The organism is Streptomyces yokosukanensis, assembly GCF_001514035.1.
GTDB classification, from domain to species: domain Bacteria; phylum Actinomycetota; class Actinomycetes; order Streptomycetales; family Streptomycetaceae; genus Streptomyces; species Streptomyces yokosukanensis.
On sequence record NZ_KQ948210.1, the window covers coordinates 163,265 to 179,647 of the forward strand.

Genomic DNA, 16,383 nt, shown 5'->3' on the forward strand with positions numbered 1-16,383 from the left:
GCAACCCGAAGGAGACCGAGATGTCGTCCTCATCCCTGACGGCACCCATCGATGTGGAGCTGCGACCGGACAGACCGGCGCTGGTGCACGTGGACAGCCCCGGCGACGCGCCGAGTTGGGCGGTCGCGCACCGCGAGGTGCTGCGCGCGCTCGTCACCGAGCACGGAGCGCTTCTCGTGCGCGGCCTGGACCTGAGGCGGACGGACGAGATCGGTGCCGTCTTCGCCCGGCTGGCCGGTGACCTCATGACGGAGCGCGAGGCGTTCGCGCCCCGCCAGGAGCACGGTCCGGGGCTGTACTCGTCGACGACCTGGCCGGCCAACCAGCCGATGTGCATGCACCACGAGTTGAGCTACGCGCTCGAGGCGCCCGGCCTGATGCTGTTCGCGTGTCCGACCGCACCCGCGCAGGGCGGGGCCACCGCGGTGGCGGACGCGGAACAGGTGCTGCAGGCGCTGCCCGCCGAGCTGACGCAGCGGTTCGCCCGTACGGGCTGGATGCTGACCCGCAGTTACAACGGCGAGATCGGGGCCTCCCTGGAGGAGTCGTTCGGCACCGACGACCGCTCCGCCGTCGAGCGGTACTGCCTGGCCCACGCCATCGACTTCACCTGGCGGGCCGACGGCTCGCTGTACACCGAGCAGCGGCGCGCGGCCGTGGTGCACCACCCGGTCACGGGCCGGCGCTGCTGGTTCAACCAGGTCGCCTTCCTCAACGAGTGGACGCTGGCCCCCGAGGTGCGCGAGTACCTGGTGGACGTCTACGGCGCGGACGGGCTGCCGTTCAACACCCGCTACGGAGACGGCACCCCGATCGGCGAGGACGTGGTCCAGCTGCTGAACGCAACCTACGACGAGCACACCCGCCGCGAGCCCTGGCAGTCCGGAGACCTGATGCTGGTCGACAACGTCCGCACCGCGCACAGCAGAGAAGCCTTCACCGGCGAACGGCAGGTGCTGGTCGCGATGGCGGAGCCGCAGCGGCTCGCCGCCGGTGGCACGAGTGCGAAGGAGAGCCGGTGATGACCGATCTGATGGCCACCCGCCAGGAGGCGGCCCACGGGGTTTCGGTGCCGACGTTCGCGGTGATCCCGGGAGCGCAGGTGCAGCAGGCGCTCGGCGGACGCGAGAAGGAGATCGTGGAGCTGGTCGAGGCCACCTACCGGCTGCACGGCGCCGGGGACTCGGTCAACCCGCCGTCGTACTTCCTGCGCTTCTCCGACCGTCCGACGGCGCGGATCATCGCGCTGCCGGCATCGGTCGGCGGCTCGGTGCACGTGGACGGGCTGAAGTGGATCTCCAGCTTCCCGGACAACGTGGGGGCCGGGTTGCCCCGGGCCTCCGCGGTCCTCATCCTCAACGACCCCGTCACGGGCTATCCGTTCGCCTGTCTGGAGAGCTCCATCATCAGCGCGACCAGGACCGCGGCGTCCGCGGCGCTGGCGGCCGACTGGCTCAGCCGGACCCGTACCCGCCCGAGGCGCGTCGGCTTCTTCGGCACGGGCCTGATCGCCCGCTACATCCACACCTTCCTGGCCGGCACCGGCTGGTCCTTCGACACGGTCGGCGTGTACGACGTGTCCGAGGCCAGTACCGCGGGCTTCTGCGGCTATCTGGGGCAGGCGGAAGCCGGCGCCCGGGTCACCGTGCACGACAGCCCCGAGGACCTGATCCGCTCCAGCGACCTCGTGGTCTTCGCCACCGTCGCCGGCAAGCCGCATGTCAGCGCCCCGGGCTGGTTCAGCCACAACCCGCTCGTGCTGCATGTGTCGCTGCGTGACCTCGCCCCCGAGGTCCTGCTGGCCTCGGCGAACTTCGTCGACGACGTCGAGCACTGCCTGAAGGCCGACACCTCGCCCCATCTCGTCGAACAGCGCACCGGTGACCGGGACTTCCTGAACGGCACGCTCGACGACGTGATGGCCGGGCGGGCCGCCCCGCCGGCCGACCGTCCCGTGATCTTCTCGCCCTTCGGACTCGGCGTGCTCGATCTCGCCGTCGGCAAGTTCGTCTACGACGAAGTGACCCGCGGCGGGGACCTCCGCATCGTCGACGACTTCTTCCACGACCTGCGCCGGTACGGCTGAGGCCGTCCGTCCCGGCCCCGGTGACAGGAGGCCACCGTGCCCGTCATATCCGCTCCTCACGCCTTCAACGAGGGCAACCTCTTCGTCGAGCTGAAGTCGATCATCGGCTACCCCCTCTATCTGAAGTGCGAGGGCTTCAATTTCGCCGGCTCCGTCAAGCTGAAGGCCGCGAACGAGATGGTGGAGAGCGCCGAACGCGAAGGAATCCTGACGCCGGACTCGACACTCGTCGAATCCTCGTCGGGAAACCTGGGCGTGGCGCTCAGCATGATCGCCGCGAGCAAGGGCTACCGGTTCCTGTGCGTCACGGACTCCCGCTGCAATCTGTCGACCAGACTCCTGATGGAGGCGCTCGGCAGCCAGGTGCACATCGTGGCCGACCTGGACGCCAACGGCGGGTTCCTGGGCACGCGGATCGAGTACGTCCGCTCGCTGTGCGAGTCCGACGACCGGTATGTATGGCTCAGCCAGTACACCAACGCGGGCAACTGGCGGGCGCATTTCCGCACCACGGCACCGGAGATCGCCAACAACTTCCCGCAGCTGGACGTGCTGTTCGTCGGGGCCGGCACGACCGGGACCCTGATGGGCTGCGCCCGCTACTTCCGGCAGTGGCCCCGGCCGGTGCGGATCGTCGCCGTGGACAGCGTCGGCTCGGTGGCCTTCGGCGGCGAGCCCGGCCGCCGGATGATCCCCGGTCTGGGCATGAGCATGCGCCCGCCGCTGCTCGACGAGTCCTACGTCGACGAGGTGGTCCGGGTGGAGGAGGCGGACACCATCCGCGCCTGCCACCGCCTGGCCAGACGCGGCTTCCTGTTCGGCGGCTCCACGGGGACGGTCGTCAGCGGCGCCACGGACTGGCTGGCCCGCAACGACGCCCACGGCCTCACCGCGGTGGCCATCGCGCCCGACCTCGGCGAGCGCTATCTCGACACCGTCTACCAGACCAACTGGCTGCAGGACCTCTACGGCGACCAGATCCTCGACTCCGCGCAGGTGGGCGCCGCCGGATCCCCGACGGCCGACTCGGCGCCGACGTCGGAGCACAGCGCGACGCCGCAGTGAGGAGTGCGCCGTACCACGGTCACAAGGCCGGTGCCCGCCGTCGCGGGCACCGGCCTTCTCCCGTGCGGCCACCGCCGTCGGTGCCGGCGGCCGGCGATCCACGGCTGCGGCACACATGACCTTCGGCGCCACACGGTCGATACTGAGGAGCGGGACGTACGTCCGTACTGCGCCGCCGGCCGCACTCTTCTCGACAGGGACCACACCAGAGGAGCCACCCATGAGGATGCTGATCAACGTGCCGGAGACCGTCGTGGCGGACGCGCTGCGCGGGATGGCGTCCGCGTATCCCGATCTGACCGTGGACGTGGAGCACCGGGTGATCGTCCGCCGGGACGCTCCGGTGGCCGGGCAGGTCGCCCTGGTGTCCGGCGGCGGGTCGGGGCACGAGCCGCTGCACGGCGGGTTCGTCGGCCCGGGCATGCTCTCCGCCGCGTGTCCCGGCGAGGTGTTCACCTCACCGGTGCCGGACCAGATGGCACGTGCCGCGGCCGCCGTGGACAGCGGTGCCGGGGTGCTGTTCGTCGTGAAGAACTACACCGGTGACGTGCTCAACTTCGACATGGCGGCCGAACTGGCCGAGGACGAGGGCATCCAGGTCGCCAAGGTGCTGGTGAACGACGACGTGGCGGTCACCGACAGCCTCTTCACGGCGGGCCGACGCGGCACCGGCGCGACCCTGTTCGTGGAGAAGATCGCGGGCGCGGCCGCGGCCGAGGGACAGCCGCTGGAGCGCGTGGAGTCCATCGGCCGGCAGGTCAACGACGGCGCGCGCAGCTTCGGTGTGGCGCTCAGCGCCTGTACGACCCCGGCGAAGGGCAGCCCCACCTTCGATCTGCCGGACGGCGAGCTGGAGTTGGGGATCGGCATCCACGGCGAGCCGGGCCGGGAGCGGCGGCCGATGATGACCTCCGGGGAGATCGCCGACTTCGCGGTGCACGCGATCCTGGAGGACATGCCGCCGCGCGGCCCCGTGCTGGTGCTGGTCAACGGCATGGGCGCCACCCCGCTGCTGGAGCTGTTCGGCTTCAACGCCGAGGTGCAGCGGGTGCTGCGCGAGCGCGGGGTGGCCGTGGCCCGCACGCTCGTCGGCAACTACGTCACCTCGCTGGACATGGCGGGCGCCTCGGTGACGCTCTGCCAGGTCGACGAGGAACTGCTGCGGCTGTGGGACGCGCCGGTGAAGACCCCGGCGCTGCGCTGGGGTATGTGATACGGCGGACGAGACGAACACCACCCGTACCACGCGGGTCAACACCCCTGACACGCAAGGAGATCCAGTGCTCGACGCCGACTTCTTCCGCCGTTGGATGACGGCGGCCGCCGCGTCCGTCGACCGCGAGGCGCAGCGGCTCACCGACCTCGACTCGCCGATCGGGGACGCCGATCACGGCAGCAATCTGCAGCGGGGCTTCACCGCCGTCGTGGCCGCCCTGGAGAAGGAGGCGCCGCCCACCCCGGGCGGTGTGCTGACCCTCGCCGGTCACCAGCTGATCTCGACGGTCGGCGGTGCGTCGGGGCCGCTGTACGGCACGCTGCTGCGCCGGGCGGGCAAGGCGCTCGGCGACGCCGCCGAGGTGGACACGGGGCAGCTGGCCGAGGCGCTGCGCGCGGGCGTGGACGGGGTGATGACGCTCGGCGGGGCGGCCCCCGGCGACAAGACCATGATCGACGCGCTGCTGCCGGCCGTGGACGCGCTCGGCGACGGCTTCGCCGCCGCGCGGGCCGCCGCCGAGGAGGGCGCGGTGGCCACCATCCCGCTGCAGGCCCGCAAGGGCCGGGCGAGCTATCTCGGCGCACGCAGCATCGGCCACCAGGACCCGGGCGCGACCTCGTCGGCGCTGCTGATCGCCGCGCTGGAAGATGCGGCGGAGGACGGACGGTGAGTGACGACAAGCGGGTCGGGATCGTGCTGGTGTCGCACAGCGCGGAGGTGGCCGCCTCGGTCGCCGAGCTGGCGAAGGGCCTGGCGGGCGGGGCCGCGGCGGTGCCCGTGGCTCCGGCGGGCGGCACCGAGGCCGGCGGGCTCGGCACCAGCGCCGAGCTGATCTCCGCGGCAGCGGCCTCGGTGGACCGGGGCGCCGGTGTCGCGGTACTCACCGACCTCGGCAGCGCCATCCTCACGGTGAAGGCGCTGCTCGCCGAGGGGGGCGAACTGCCCGACGGGACACGGCTGGTGGACGCGCCGTTCGTCGAGGGCGCGGTGGCCGCGGTGGTCACCGCCGCCACCGGTGCCGACCTGGACGCGGTCGAGGCCGCGGCCGCGGAGGCGTACGGCTACCGCAAGGTGTGACCCCGCCGCGGGGGCGGCTGGTCATTCGTCCGCGACGAACAGCCTGGCCAGCCGCTCTCCCGTGGCAACCGCCGCCGGGTGGTTCTCGATGGGGTCCACGCGGGAGTTCTTGAAGACGATGTAGGTGACCCCGGAAGGCGCCCCGCCGCCTCCCGGGTCGGTCCGGATGCCGAGGCTTCGGGCGGTGGCGTAGGAGGCCTCGCCGATGAGGTCGCTCGGGCCGGTGTCACCGACCACGGCGTACTGCACCCGGCCCCGGTAGACGACGGCGGCCACGGCGCCTCCCCGCACGCCGAGTTCGCCCGGGTCCCAGAGGGGGCTCGGGGCCGGGACGACGATGTAGGGCAGGGTCTCGGCGTTCAGATAGCGGCCGTCGGACTGCGGGTAGGCGGTCGTGGCGGCGAACTGCGGGTCGGTGCGGGGGTTGCAGCGGGCGCCGGGCCGTCCGTCGCAGTCGATGTCCAGGTCGGCCTTCCAGAAGACGGCGGCCTCGGTGCCGCACACGGACACGGTCGCGGGCGCGCCGGCGTCGGTGCGGTACCGGCCGTGGGAGATCCGGTGGCACGCGCCCAGTCGGGCCAGCAGGTCGGCGGCGGGGACGGCACCTTCGCTGGGAGCCACGGGCCTTTCCCGGGGCGGGGCGGCGGCGGCCGGGACGGGCAGCGCGGCCGGGGCGAGCAGGGTGGCGCCGGCCGCGGCCAGCGTCAGGGACGGGACTCGCACGATGAGGGACCCTCTCGTCGGGGACGGGACAGACGTCCGGCCCAGGGTCGGGCGGACATCCAGGCCACTTTGGTGCGCGTCGGTGCCACCGGCCCTCAAGGCCGCTCCGAAACGGCCGGATGGAGCACGCTTCTGACACCCCGTGAGGGACAAGAGGGACAACGGGAATTGGGCAGGGCACGGGGACAACAGGGGCCGGGGATCCGGTCCGAAGCCGGTCCGGATCCCCCGGCCGCCCGCGCCGGCGCGGGTTCGGCGACGACAGCGTGTCCGCGCCACAGGCATGAACTGCCCTGTCCTCTCGGGCAGTTCAGCCGTAGGGAGCCTCAGCATACGTAACTTCCCGAGATGGTCACCACCACGGGTCCGCGCCCCGGCCGGTCCCGCGGATCCCGGGGGCGGTGCGGCACACGGCCCTCTTGCCGCGGCCGCACCCATCGCGCCATATTGGTACGGACCTTTGCGTCATGCCCATGCCGCCGTCCCCGGGGAGGCAGAGCCGTGCGACGCGTTCCCTGGCCGCTCCTGCCGGTCTGCGGGGCCCTGCTGCTGGTCGCGTCCTGCGGCTGGGGCCGGCCCGACGGCGACGAAGGCCGGGCGCCCGGCCCGCCCACCGGGGTCACCGCGCAGGCGGGCAGCGCCACGAGCGTCCACGTGATGTGGAACGCGGTGTCGGACAGCCCCGGCGTCCGCCGCTACGAGGTATATCGGGGCACTACGAAGGTCGAGGAAGTACCGGGTTCGCTGCACATGGTGGACGTCACCAGGCTCAGGCCGTCCACCATGTACGCCTTCACCGTGCGGGCCCGGGACACCGAGGGCCGGCTCGGCCCGCCGAGCCGGGCGGTGCGGGCCCGGACACCGGCCGCGGTGGCGGCGGACCGCTCGGCACCGACCCGGCCGTCGAAACCCGCCGGGCGGGCCGTCGGCAGCCGGGAGGTCCAGCTGTCCTGGGGAGCGTCCCGGGACGACCGGGGCGTGGTGTCGTACGACGTGTACCAGGGCGGGGCGAAGATCCACAGCGTCGGCGGGAACCAGACCGCGACCGTGCTCACCGGGCTGCGGCCCGGTACCGGCTACGTCTTCACGGTGCGGGCCCGCGACGCCGCCGACAACCTCTCCCCCGCGAGCACTCCGGTGCGCCTCACCACCCCGGGCACCGACGACGGCAGCAGCACCGCGCCCACGGGATTCACCGCGCGGACCCACCGGGCCGACGGGGCGTACTACATCGACCTGTCCTGGGACCCGCCCCGGGTGGACGGGGTGGTCACCGAGTACCAGATCCGGCTCGACGGCGCCTCGGCCACCTCGCTGGTGTGGGGCGGAACTCCCCCGCCCGGCCGGGCGGGCTACAGCTTCTACGTCGGCCGGAGCGCCGCGCAGGAGCACCGGGTGCGGCTGCGGGCCCGGCTGCCCGACGGCACGTGGGGCGGCTGGTCGCCCGAGCGGACGGTGACCACGGGCTCCTGACCCGCGCACCCCCACGGCGCGCCGTCCTGCGCCGGACGACGGAAAGCATCACCTGACCGGGCGCCCCCCGGGTGCGGGTGGGTCCGGGGCCGCTTTGGCTGCTGCCCAGGCAGCACGGACGCTTCCCGACCCCCGGCGGCGCATGGGACGTACCGCCGACCGTGCCGCCGGAAGGCCGGCCCATGCACACCTCGCGACTTGCCGTCCGCTCCGGTCTGACCCTGGCCGCCGCCGCGGCGCTGCCGGCCGCTCTCGCCGGGCCGTCCGCCGCCGCCTCGGGCATCACCGTCGGCACCGCCGGGTCCGCCGTCTCGGTGGTGACCAGCGCGTGCACCCGGATCAACGGCAGTTGGGGCAACGCGGCCCTGCTCGCCGACGGGCAGGCGGACTTCGCCCAGGGGCAGCAGTCGGCCCTGGCGGGCACGGCCGTCAGCCAGTCGGCGGGCTGGGCGGGGGTGGGTCCGGGGATGTACACCGTGGTCGTGGTCTGCTCCAGCGGCACCACGGCGGGCACCCAGTCCGTGATGGTCTCGTCGTCCTCGGTGTCGTCGTCCTCGACGTCTTCGTCGTCGGTGTCCTCGTCCTCCGTGCCGACGGTGTCGTCGACGACGTCGCCGAAATCCTCCTCGATGCCCTTGTCGCCGTCCTCGTCGCCGTCCTCGTCGTCCTCGGCGGTGCCCTCGCGCGGTGTGATGGGCGGTCTCGGCGGTGCCGCCCGCACCTACGGGACGCTGACGCTGGGCGTCGGCACGGCCCTGGTGAGCACCGGAGTGATCGCCACGGGCTGGTATCTGCGCCGCCGCGCGAAGCCGTACCAGCTCTGAACCGCCGCTCTCCGGGACTCAGTCGGTGTCGGGCAGCGCGGCGAACTCCGTCAGGGCATGGGTGAGCCACCCGGTCCAGAAGGTCTCCAGGTCGATGCCCGCGCGCAGCACGAGATGGCGCAACCGGTCCTCGGGGGCGTCCCGGTCCGGCGGGAAGTCGCGCTTCTCGATCTCCTGGTACTCGGCCAACTGCCGCTGATGCAGCTCCAGATGGCGGCGCAGATCCGCCTCCAGCCCCGCCGTGCCGACGACCGCCGCGGCCCGCAGCCGCAGCAGGAGCACGTCCCGCTGCGGCCTCGGGTCCTGCGTCGCGGAGGTCCAGCGGGCCAGTTCGGCGCGGCCCGCGGGCAGGACCTCGTAGCTCTTCTTCTGCCCGCGGGCCGGCTGTGCGGCCGGCAGCGTGCGGATGAGCCCCTCGGCCTCGAGCTTCCCCAGCTCGCGATAGATCTGCTGATGGGTCGCGGACCAGAAGTAGCCGATCGACTTGTCGAACCGGCGGGTCAGTTCCAGTCCCGACGACGGCCTTTCCAGCAGGGCGGTGAGGATCGCGTGCGGGAGTGACATGGGCTCATCCTAGGGAGGTGCGGAAGGCGCCCTACAGCGCCGCCGCCAGCTCCGTGCCCTGCTTGATGGCCCGCTTGGCGTCCAGCTCGGCCGCGACGTCCGCGCCGCCGATCAGATGGACGCTGCGCCCGGCGGCGGCCAGCTCCTCGTACAGGTCGCGGCGCGGGTCCTGGCCGGTGCACAGGACGACCGTGTCGACGTCCAGGACCGTGCTCTCCTCGCCGACGGTGATGTGCAGGCCGGCGTCGTCGATCCGGTCGTAGCGCACGCCCGGGACCATGGTCACACCGCGGTGCTTCAGCTCGGTGCGGTGGATCCAGCCGGTGGTCTTGCCGAGCCCGGCGCCGACCTTGCTGGTCTTGCGCTGGAGCAGATGGACCTGGCGGGGCGGGGCGGGCCGTTCGGGTGCGGCGAGGCCGCCCGGCGCCCGGTAGTCCATGTCGACGCCCCAGGCGCGGAAGTACGTCTGCGGGTCCTCGCTCGCCTTGTCGCCGCCGTCGGTGAGGAACTCGGCGACGTCGAAGCCGATGCCGCCCGCGCCGAGGATCGCGACGCGGTCGCCGACGGGGGCGCCGTCGCGCAGCACGTCCAGGTAGCCGAGGACGCGGGGGTGGTCGACGCCGGGGATGTCGGGGGTGCGCGGGGTGACGCCGGTGGCGACGACGACCTCGTCGTGGTCGGCGACGGTCTCGGCGCTCACCCACGTGTCGAGGCGTACGTCGACGCCGTGCGCGTCGAGCTGGTGGCGGAAGTAGCGCAGCGTCTCGTCGAACTCCTGCTTGCCGGGGACCTTGCGGGCCACGTTGAGCTGGCCGCCGATCTCGCTCCCGGCGTCGAAGAGCGTGACCTCGTGGCCGCGTTCGGCGGCGGAGACGGCGCAGGCGAGGCCGGCCGGGCCGGCACCGACGACGGCGACCCGCTTCTTGCGCCGGGTCGGCGAGAGCACCAGCTCGGTCTCGTGGCAGGCACGCGGGTTGACCAGGCAGGAGGTGATCCGACCGCTGAAGGTGTGGTCGAGGCAGGCCTGGTTGCAGCCGATGCAGGTGTTGATGGCCTCCGGTGTGCCGGCGGCGGCCTTGGCGACGAAGTCGGGGTCGGCGAGCATCGGGCGGGCCATGGAGACCATGTCGGCGAAGCCGCCGGCCAGCAACTCCTCGGCGACCTCGGGGGTGTTGATGCGGTTGGTGGTCACGAGCGGCACGGACACCTCGCCCATGAGCTTCTTGGTGACCCAGGTGTAGGCGCCGCGCGGCACGGAGGTGGCGATGGTGGGGATGCGGGCCTCGTGCCAGCCGATGCCGGTGTTGATGATCGTCGCTCCGGCGGCCTCGACCGCCTTGCCGAGCGCGATGACCTCCTGCAGTGACGAGCCGCCCGGGACGAGGTCCAGCATGGACAGCCGGTAGATGACGATGAAGTCCTCGCCGACGGCCTCGCGCACCCGCTTGACGATCTCGACCGGGAAGCGCATCCGGTTCTCGTAGGAGCCGCCCCAGCGGTCGGTGCGCTGGTTGGTCTGCCGGGCGATGAACTCGTTGACGAGGTAACCTTCGGAGCCCATGATCTCCACGCCGTCGTAGCCGGCCTGCCGGGCGAGGCGGGCGGCGCGGGCGTAGTCGTCGATGGTCCGCTCGATGTCGGCGTCGGTCAGCTCGCGCGGCACGAAGGGGCTGATCGGTGCCTGCAGCGGGCTCGGCGCGACGAGGTCCTGGTGGTAGGCGTACCGCCCGAAGTGCAGGATCTGCATCGCGATCCGGCCGCCCTCGCGGTGCACGGCCTCGGTGACCGCCTTGTGCTGCTCGGCCTCGGCCTCGGTGGTGAGCCTGGCGCCGCCCTCGTACGGCCGGCCCTCGTCGTTGGGGGCGATGCCGCCGGTGACGATCAGGCCCACGCCGCCGCGTGCGCGGGCCGCGTAGAACGCCGCCATCCGCTCGAAGCCGCGCTCGGCCTCCTCCAGGCCGATGTGCATGGACCCCATGAGGACGCGGTTGGGCAGGGTGGTGAAGCCCAGGTCGAGCGGGGTCATCAGGTGCGGGTAACGCGTCATCGGGCCCTCCGTGGCGGTGTCGTCCTCCTTGTTCTAGAGGAAGCCCGACCCTTTGTGCAACTAGTTGCACAATCGCCGGGAGGTGACGCCGACCACTCTGTACCTACTAGTATGTACATACGGAACAGCCCCTCGCCCGCTCCGAAAGGACGCCCCCATGCCCTTCGTCCGGATCGACACGCTCGGCACCGACCCCGTCCGCCTCGACGCGCTCGGCCAGGCCGTCCAGGACGCCCTGGTGGAGACACTCGGCATTCCGCCCGACGACCGCTTCCAGGTGCTGACCGGCCACGACGGCGTCACGAGCACCCTGCGCCACGACGACTACCTGGGCCTGCGCAAGGACGACTCGGCGGTGTTCGTGGCGATCACGATGCGCTCGGGGCGCTCCCCGGAACTCAAGCGCGCGCTGTACCGGCGGATCGCCGAGCTGATGCACGAGCGCACCGGTACCGAGCCGCACGACGTCGTCGTCACCGTCACCGAGAACACGGCAGTGGACTGGTCCTTCGGCGAGGGCGAGGCGCAGTACGCCCCGGCCGACGGGAAGCCGGCCGGGGCGCTGCCGTAGCGGGCGAGGGGGGTCAGTGGCTCTGCAGCCGCAGATGGAGGTCCCTCTCCTGGTCGCCGGAGGCCGTGCAGGTCTCCTCGACGGTGAACAGCGAGTCCAGGGTGTGCCGGAACCGGTCCACGGCCCAGTAGCCGCCCTGGACGTCCGCCTGGACGGAGGCGTCGAGGTGGACCGGCGGGCAGTGCTGCCCGCGGGCGTCCGCGACGTCGTACGTGCCGAGCCACACCATCGGCCGGATCTCGTGCAGTTGCCGAGGGATCTCGTCCGGACGCCGGTCGGACGAGAAGCAGGTGCTCAGCGCGTCGAAGACGAGGCGGGCGTCCTCCTTGGAACCGCTGATCTCCACCGTGACGGTTTCGGGATGCGACCGCGCCGTGTGTTCCATTGATCGCTCCTTTCGTGGCCGTGCCGCGGTGGAACGGGGTGCCCCGCCGAACCGCGCCCACCCCCAGGAAAGCACCACCGGCCGGTCGGCACACCTCAGCCGCGGGAGAACGTGTCAGCCGCGGGAGAACTTGTACGTCTTGCTGTCGGTGAGGATGCAGAAGCCGGGCGACATCACGATCACGCGCAGGACGCCGGTGCGGCGGTCGTAGTCGATGCCCTCCACCTCGAAGGTGCCGGAGCAGGAGCTGCGCAGCGGCAGCTGGCGCAGGGCCGTGACATGGCCGGTGACGTCCGCGGAGCCGTTCGGCGGGGCCGACAGGTCGATCTGGAGCAGCGGCTTGGTCATGCCGAAGAGGCTGCCGTCCGGGTCGTCGGAGGAGCACAGCAGCGTGGTGGGGCCGGAGAAGTCGCAGCCCTGGACGTCCCGGACCGGGTGGTCGAGGTTGACCGTGGAGGCCTGCGGGAGGTTCGCCGAGGGCGAGGTGGCGCGGTTGACGCCGGGGGTCGGGAAGACCAGCAGGCGGTTCATCGTGCCCCATTCACCGGAGAGCATCCACTGCCCGTCGGGCGAGATCGCGTCCCAGGAGTTGTTCAGGGCCTCGCCGGGGCTCAGCGTGTGGACGTACTCCGACCAGGTGCCGTCGGGTGCCTGCACGCGGTACATCTTCGAGTTGCCCGAGTCCTGCTGGTAGGGCTCGATGTAGTAGCCGTTGTACGAGGCGTCGGGGTCACCGACGTGGTTCCAGCCGCGGGTGGAGACGCTGAGGGGGATGGTGCCGATGCCGGTGTAGTGGTTGGGGCTGTTCGCCGGGACCTCGACGGAGGTCAGCCCCTGGCTCTCGGTCAGCGGGTCGGCGCGGTCGGAGCCGGTCTCGGTCCAGGTGTCGGCCGCCGAGGCGGGCGCCGGTGCGGCGAGGGACACGACGGCGGCGGTGGCGAGGGTGACGAGTCCGGCGAGAACTGCGTGACAACGTTGCCGGGCGGACGCGGGCATGGCCGACTCCTCGGAGGTGTGTGGGGGTGGGGGCGGTAACACTCGGTCGGCGGACAGTCTGGCGTGGCGCAATAGTCATGTACAGACCAATACGGCAACATGAGCGTGAACTCTCCCGGTCCGCCGACGGGGCGTGCAGGATGTCCGGGAAAGGAGTGCGGCCCCTGCGCGACGGCTTCGGCGGACGTGCGCCGCTGCGGTGAGGGATGGTGGAGGTGACCGGCGAAGGCGTCGGAGAGTCGGGTGTGAGCGCGGTGGATCAAGGGGAGTCGGCACGGGGGACCACGTGCCGTGTGGACGGGCGAAGGCGGTGCATGGCATGAGTGCAGCCGAGGCTGCGGTGCCGGAGGGCGGTTCGCCCGTGCGCGGGCCGGTGCGGCCCGGCGGCCTGCTCGACGTGCTCGGCGTGGCGTCGGTGGTACTGGACACCGACGGCCGGATCGTGCTGTGGAGCCCGCAGGCGGAGGAGCTGTTCGGGTACAGCGCGCGGGAGGCGCTCGGCCAGTACGCCGCCCGGCTCATGGTCCACGAGCAGCACCTGGAGCTGGTCGGCAGGCTCTTCGCCGATGTGATGCGCACCGGGCAGAGCTGGGCGGGCGGCTTCCCGGTCCGGCACAAGGACGGCAGCACCCGCCTGGTCGAGTTCCGCAACATGCGGCTGCTGGACGACCGCGGTGACGTGTACGCGCTCGGCCTCGCCGCCGACCAGTCGACCGTACGGCGGCTGGAGCAGGACGTGGCGCTGTCCGAGCGGATGGTGATGCAGTCGCCGATCGGCTACGCGGTCCTCGACACCCGGCTGCGGTTCGTCTCGGTCAACCCCGCCCTGGAGCAGATCAACGGGGTGCCGGCCGCGGAGCACATGGGACGGACGCTGCGCGAGGTGCTCCCCATGCTGGACTCCGGGCCGATGGAGACCGACGCCCGGCGGGTGCTGGACACCGGTGTGCCGGTCATCGACAACACCCTGGTCGGCCGCACCCCCGCCGACCCGGACGAGGACCACACCTGGGCGCATTCGCTGTACCGGCTGGAGGACGCCATGGGCAATGTGCTCGGTGTCGCGGTCTCGGTGGTCGACATCACCGAGCAGCACCGGGCCTCCCTGGAGGCGGAGGCCGCCCGGCGGCGGCTCGCGGTCGTCGCCGACGCCTCGGCCCGGATCGGCACCACGCTCGAACTGGACCGCACGGCCTGCGAGTTGGCCGAGGTCGCGGTACCGGAACTCGCCGATGTGGCGGCGGTGGACCTGCTGGACTCGGTGGTGGAGGGCCGGCCCAGCACGCTCGGCCCGTCGGAGGCGGCGGTGATCCGGGCCCTCGCGCTGTCCCCGCAGGACGACTCCGACGCCGTACGGGCCGCCGACTCCCCCGGGCGGATCGCCCGGTACGAGCCGGACCGGCTGGTCACCGAGTGCGTGCGCTCGGGCGAGGCGGTGCTGGTGCGGCAGGTGAAGGACGAGGACCTGCCGCGTATCGCCCGCTCCCCCCGGGCCGCCGAACTGCTGGGCCGGGCGGGGCTGCACTCCTATCTCGCGGTGCCGCTGATCGCACGCGGCGAGGTGCTCGGCGCCCTGGACCTCAAACGCACCCGCAATCCTGAGCCGTTCGGCGAGGACGACGTGCTGCTCGCCCGGGAGCTGGCCGCCCGCGCGGCCATGCAGATCGACAACGCCCGCTGGTACCAGAACGCCCGCAACACCGCCCTCACCCTGCAGCGCAGTCTGCTGCCCAGCCGGCCGCCGGTGACGACCGGCCTGGAGGTGGCCTCCCGCTACCAGCCGGCCGGGGCCACCAGCGAGGTCGGCGGTGACTGGTTCGACGTCATCCCGCTGGAGGGCGGCAAGACCGCGCTCGTCGTCGGTGATGTGATGGGCAGCGGGATCAGCGCGGCCGCGACCATGGGCCGGCTGCGCACGGCGACGACCACGCTGGCCGCCCTCGACCTGGACCCGGCGCTGCTGCTGGAGCAACTGGACAAGACGACCTCGGCTCTGGACCACTCCATCGCGACCTGTGTGTACGCCGTCCATGATCCGCACACGAAGCAGTGCCGGATCGCCAACGCCGGCCATCTGCCGCCGGCCCGGGTCCGTCCGGGCCGGCCGCCGGAACTGCTCGACCTGCCGACGGGGGTGCCGCTGGGGGTGGGCGGGGTCGAGTTCTGCACCGTCACCGTCGACTTCGAGCCCGGCGACGAGCTGGTGTTCTACACCGACGGGCTGGTGGAGACCCGCCGTCACTCCCTGGACGAACGCCTGGACTTCCTGCTGTCCCTGCTCGACGCCCCCGCCCGCCCCCTGGAGGAGACCTGCGACCTCCTCCTGTGGACCCTGCACCACCCCGACAACCACGACGACGTGGCCCTGCTCATCGCACGCGCGAAGCACCTGCCCCAGTGATCACGGCCGTACGCCGAGCACCACATGCGCGTACAGCTCCTCCGACACCGCGAGACGGGTCGTCAGACCCGCGGCGGTGAAGGCCTCCACGGCGGCCGGTGCCTGGCGTTCGCTGGTCTCGGACAGCACGCAACCGCCCGGGGCGAGCCACTCGGCGGCCCCGGCGGCCACCCGGCGCAGCACGTCCAGGCCGTCCGCACCGCCGTCGAGGGCGACGCGCGGTTCGTGGTCGCGGGCCTCCGCCGGCAGCAGGGGCAGATCGGCGGTGGGGACGTAGGGCACGTTGGCGGTGAGGATGCCGACCCGGCCGCGCAGGGCGGCGGGCAGCGCGTCGTAGAGATCGCCCTGGTGGGCCCGGCCGCCGTAGGGGGCGAGATTGCGCCCGGCACAGCGTACGGCGGCGGGGTCGATGTCGGCGGCGTGCACCTCGGTGCCGTCCAGGGCGGCGGCGAGGGCCGCGCCGAGTGCTCCGGAGCCGCAGCACAGGTCGACGACCACCGTCGCCGGCGGCGCCTCGGCCAGCGCCTGGTCGATCAGGAACTCGGTACGGCGGCGGGGCACGAACACCCCCGGCTCCACCACGACACGCAGTCCGTGGAACCGGGCCCAGCCGAGGACCTGTTCGAGCGGGAGCCCGCCGACGCGCCGGTCCACCATGGAGGTCACGTCCTCGGCGGTGCGGGCGGTGGCGAGGATCAACTCCGCCTCGTCCTCGGCGAAGACGCACCCGGCGGCGCGCAGCGCGCGGACGACGGCGGAACGGGAAGAAGGTGAGTGCATGAAGGGCAAGAGCCTTTCGGGAGCGCGAGACCTGAAGGGCGCTCCCGCGGTCACCGCTGCCGGTGCACCGCGCCGTCCTGAGGGGAGAGCACCCCGGCTGACACAGCGGTGATGGGTCCCACCTCCTCGGCGCTCGGGGCCGCGTCCTTCCGCGACCGGACGGCCACCCTACCCC

Annotated in this window: 16 protein-coding genes; 10 read left to right on the top strand and 6 right to left on the bottom strand. The window is 72.5% G+C overall.

All coding sequences use genetic code 11. The features are described 5' to 3' along the window. The first annotated feature begins 20 nt into the window (after positions 1–20). The 6 genes from AQI95_RS13480 (at position 21) to AQI95_RS13505 (ending at position 5,444) form a co-directional block, all read left to right on the top strand. A complete protein-coding gene (locus AQI95_RS13480; protein WP_067121971.1) occupies positions 21–1,022 on the top strand; it encodes a TauD/TfdA family dioxygenase in 1,002 nt (333 codons plus the stop codon). Next, positions 1,022–2,086, top strand: a complete 1,065-nt coding sequence (sbnB, locus tag AQI95_RS13485; protein ID WP_067121973.1) for a 2,3-diaminopropionate biosynthesis protein SbnB — start codon at positions 1,022–1,024, stop codon at positions 2,084–2,086. Before AQI95_RS13480 ends, sbnB begins: the two co-directional genes overlap by 1 nt. Positions 2,087–2,122: 36 nt before the next feature. Then, positions 2,123–3,151 carry a 2,3-diaminopropionate biosynthesis protein SbnA gene (sbnA, locus tag AQI95_RS13490; protein WP_067121976.1) on the top strand — a complete coding sequence of 343 codons (1,029 nt, stop codon included), beginning with the start codon at positions 2,123–2,125 and terminating at the stop codon, positions 3,149–3,151. Between the two features lie 220 nt (positions 3,152–3,371). Beyond that, on the top strand, positions 3,372–4,364 hold the full coding sequence (gene dhaK / locus AQI95_RS13495) for a dihydroxyacetone kinase subunit DhaK (protein ID WP_067121979.1): 993 nt from the start codon (positions 3,372–3,374) through the stop codon (positions 4,362–4,364). Between the two features lie 67 nt (positions 4,365–4,431). Beyond that, positions 4,432–5,037 (top strand): dihydroxyacetone kinase subunit DhaL, encoded by a 606-nt coding sequence (gene dhaL / locus AQI95_RS13500; RefSeq protein WP_067121981.1) that lies wholly within the window; start codon positions 4,432–4,434, stop codon positions 5,035–5,037. Next, positions 5,034–5,444, top strand: coding sequence for a PTS-dependent dihydroxyacetone kinase phosphotransferase subunit DhaM (locus AQI95_RS13505; protein ID WP_067121984.1), 411 nt, complete (start codon positions 5,034–5,036; stop codon positions 5,442–5,444). The genes dhaL and AQI95_RS13505 overlap by 4 nt, the downstream gene beginning before the upstream one ends. Positions 5,445–5,465: 21 nt before the next feature. On the opposite strand, the gene AQI95_RS13510 is transcribed toward AQI95_RS13505, so the two are convergent. Further along, positions 5,466–6,167 (bottom strand): glycoside hydrolase family 75 protein, encoded by a 702-nt coding sequence (locus tag AQI95_RS13510; protein WP_067121986.1) that lies wholly within the window; start codon positions 6,165–6,167, stop codon positions 5,466–5,468. 501 nt (positions 6,168–6,668) lie between these two features. On the opposite strand from AQI95_RS13510, the gene AQI95_RS13515 reads away from it, so the two are divergent. Both AQI95_RS13515 and AQI95_RS13520 read left to right on the top strand, forming a co-directional pair. Next, positions 6,669–7,640 (top strand): fibronectin type III domain-containing protein, encoded by a 972-nt coding sequence (locus tag AQI95_RS13515; protein WP_067121989.1) that lies wholly within the window; start codon positions 6,669–6,671, stop codon positions 7,638–7,640. A 182-nt stretch (positions 7,641–7,822) separates the two neighbouring features. Beyond that, entirely contained in the window at positions 7,823–8,464 is a 642-nt protein-coding gene (locus AQI95_RS13520; RefSeq protein WP_067121992.1) for a hypothetical protein, read from the top strand. Between the two features lie 18 nt (positions 8,465–8,482). On the opposite strand, the gene AQI95_RS13525 is transcribed toward AQI95_RS13520, so the two are convergent. Together AQI95_RS13525 and AQI95_RS13530 are read right to left on the bottom strand one after the other, a co-directional pair. Further along, positions 8,483–9,028 (bottom strand): PadR family transcriptional regulator, encoded by a 546-nt coding sequence (locus tag AQI95_RS13525; protein ID WP_067121995.1) that lies wholly within the window; start codon positions 9,026–9,028, stop codon positions 8,483–8,485. 31 nt (positions 9,029–9,059) lie between these two features. Further along, the gene (locus AQI95_RS13530) at positions 9,060–11,075 is read right to left on the bottom strand and encodes an NADPH-dependent 2,4-dienoyl-CoA reductase (protein ID WP_067121998.1); all 2,016 of its coding nucleotides are present in this window, start codon (positions 11,073–11,075) and stop codon (positions 9,060–9,062) included. Between the two features lie 157 nt (positions 11,076–11,232). Here AQI95_RS13530 and AQI95_RS13535 point away from each other — a divergent pair, with 157 nt between their 5' ends. Beyond that, the gene (locus AQI95_RS13535; protein WP_067122001.1) at positions 11,233–11,646 is read left to right on the top strand and encodes a tautomerase family protein; all 414 of its coding nucleotides are present in this window, start codon (positions 11,233–11,235) and stop codon (positions 11,644–11,646) included. A 13-nt stretch (positions 11,647–11,659) separates the two neighbouring features. On the opposite strand, the gene AQI95_RS13540 is transcribed toward AQI95_RS13535, so the two are convergent. Beyond that, positions 11,660–12,031: a hypothetical protein gene (locus AQI95_RS13540; protein WP_067122004.1), complete on the bottom strand. Its 372-nt coding sequence runs from the start codon at positions 12,029–12,031 to the stop codon at positions 11,660–11,662. A 114-nt stretch (positions 12,032–12,145) separates the two neighbouring features. Then, positions 12,146–13,027, bottom strand: a complete 882-nt coding sequence (locus tag AQI95_RS13545; RefSeq protein ID WP_067122008.1) for a hypothetical protein — start codon at positions 13,025–13,027, stop codon at positions 12,146–12,148. Positions 13,028–13,346: 319 nt separating this feature from the next. On the opposite strand from AQI95_RS13545, the gene AQI95_RS13550 reads away from it, so the two are divergent. Next, complete coding sequence (locus tag AQI95_RS13550; protein ID WP_107121632.1) at positions 13,347–15,428, top strand: SpoIIE family protein phosphatase; 2,082 nt, start codon at positions 13,347–13,349, stop codon at positions 15,426–15,428. Here AQI95_RS13550 and AQI95_RS13555 read toward each other — a convergent pair whose 3' ends face one another. Beyond that, positions 15,429–16,208, bottom strand: a complete 780-nt coding sequence (locus tag AQI95_RS13555) for a putative protein N(5)-glutamine methyltransferase (RefSeq protein ID WP_107121633.1) — start codon at positions 16,206–16,208, stop codon at positions 15,429–15,431. Positions 16,209–16,383 lie beyond the last annotated feature (175 nt).

What these genes read in the sequence shown, in the direction of transcription:
- AQI95_RS13480 (WP_067121971.1), top strand. Translation starts at nt 21, where the DNA reads ATGTCGTCCTCATCCCTGACGGCACCCATCGATGTGGAGCTGCGACCG.
- sbnB (WP_067121973.1), top strand. Translation starts at nt 1,022, where the DNA reads ATGACCGATCTGATGGCCACCCGCCAGGAGGCGGCCCACGGGGTTTCG.
- dhaK (WP_067121979.1), top strand. Translation starts at nt 3,372, where the DNA reads ATGAGGATGCTGATCAACGTGCCGGAGACCGTCGTGGCGGACGCGCTG.
- AQI95_RS13520 (WP_067121992.1), top strand. Translation starts at nt 7,823, where the DNA reads ATGCACACCTCGCGACTTGCCGTCCGCTCCGGTCTGACCCTGGCCGCC.
- AQI95_RS13525 (WP_067121995.1), bottom strand. Translation starts at nt 9,028, where the DNA reads ATGTCACTCCCGCACGCGATCCTCACCGCCCTGCTGGAAAGGCCGTCG.
- AQI95_RS13530 (WP_067121998.1), bottom strand. Translation starts at nt 11,075, where the DNA reads ATGACGCGTTACCCGCACCTGATGACCCCGCTCGACCTGGGCTTCACC.
- AQI95_RS13535 (WP_067122001.1), top strand. Translation starts at nt 11,233, where the DNA reads ATGCCCTTCGTCCGGATCGACACGCTCGGCACCGACCCCGTCCGCCTC.
- AQI95_RS13540 (WP_067122004.1), bottom strand. Translation starts at nt 12,031, where the DNA reads ATGGAACACACGGCGCGGTCGCATCCCGAAACCGTCACGGTGGAGATC.
- AQI95_RS13545 (WP_067122008.1), bottom strand. Translation starts at nt 13,027, where the DNA reads ATGCCCGCGTCCGCCCGGCAACGTTGTCACGCAGTTCTCGCCGGACTC.
- AQI95_RS13550 (WP_107121632.1), top strand. Translation starts at nt 13,347, where the DNA reads ATGAGTGCAGCCGAGGCTGCGGTGCCGGAGGGCGGTTCGCCCGTGCGC.
- AQI95_RS13555 (WP_107121633.1), bottom strand. Translation starts at nt 16,208, where the DNA reads ATGCACTCACCTTCTTCCCGTTCCGCCGTCGTCCGCGCGCTGCGCGCC.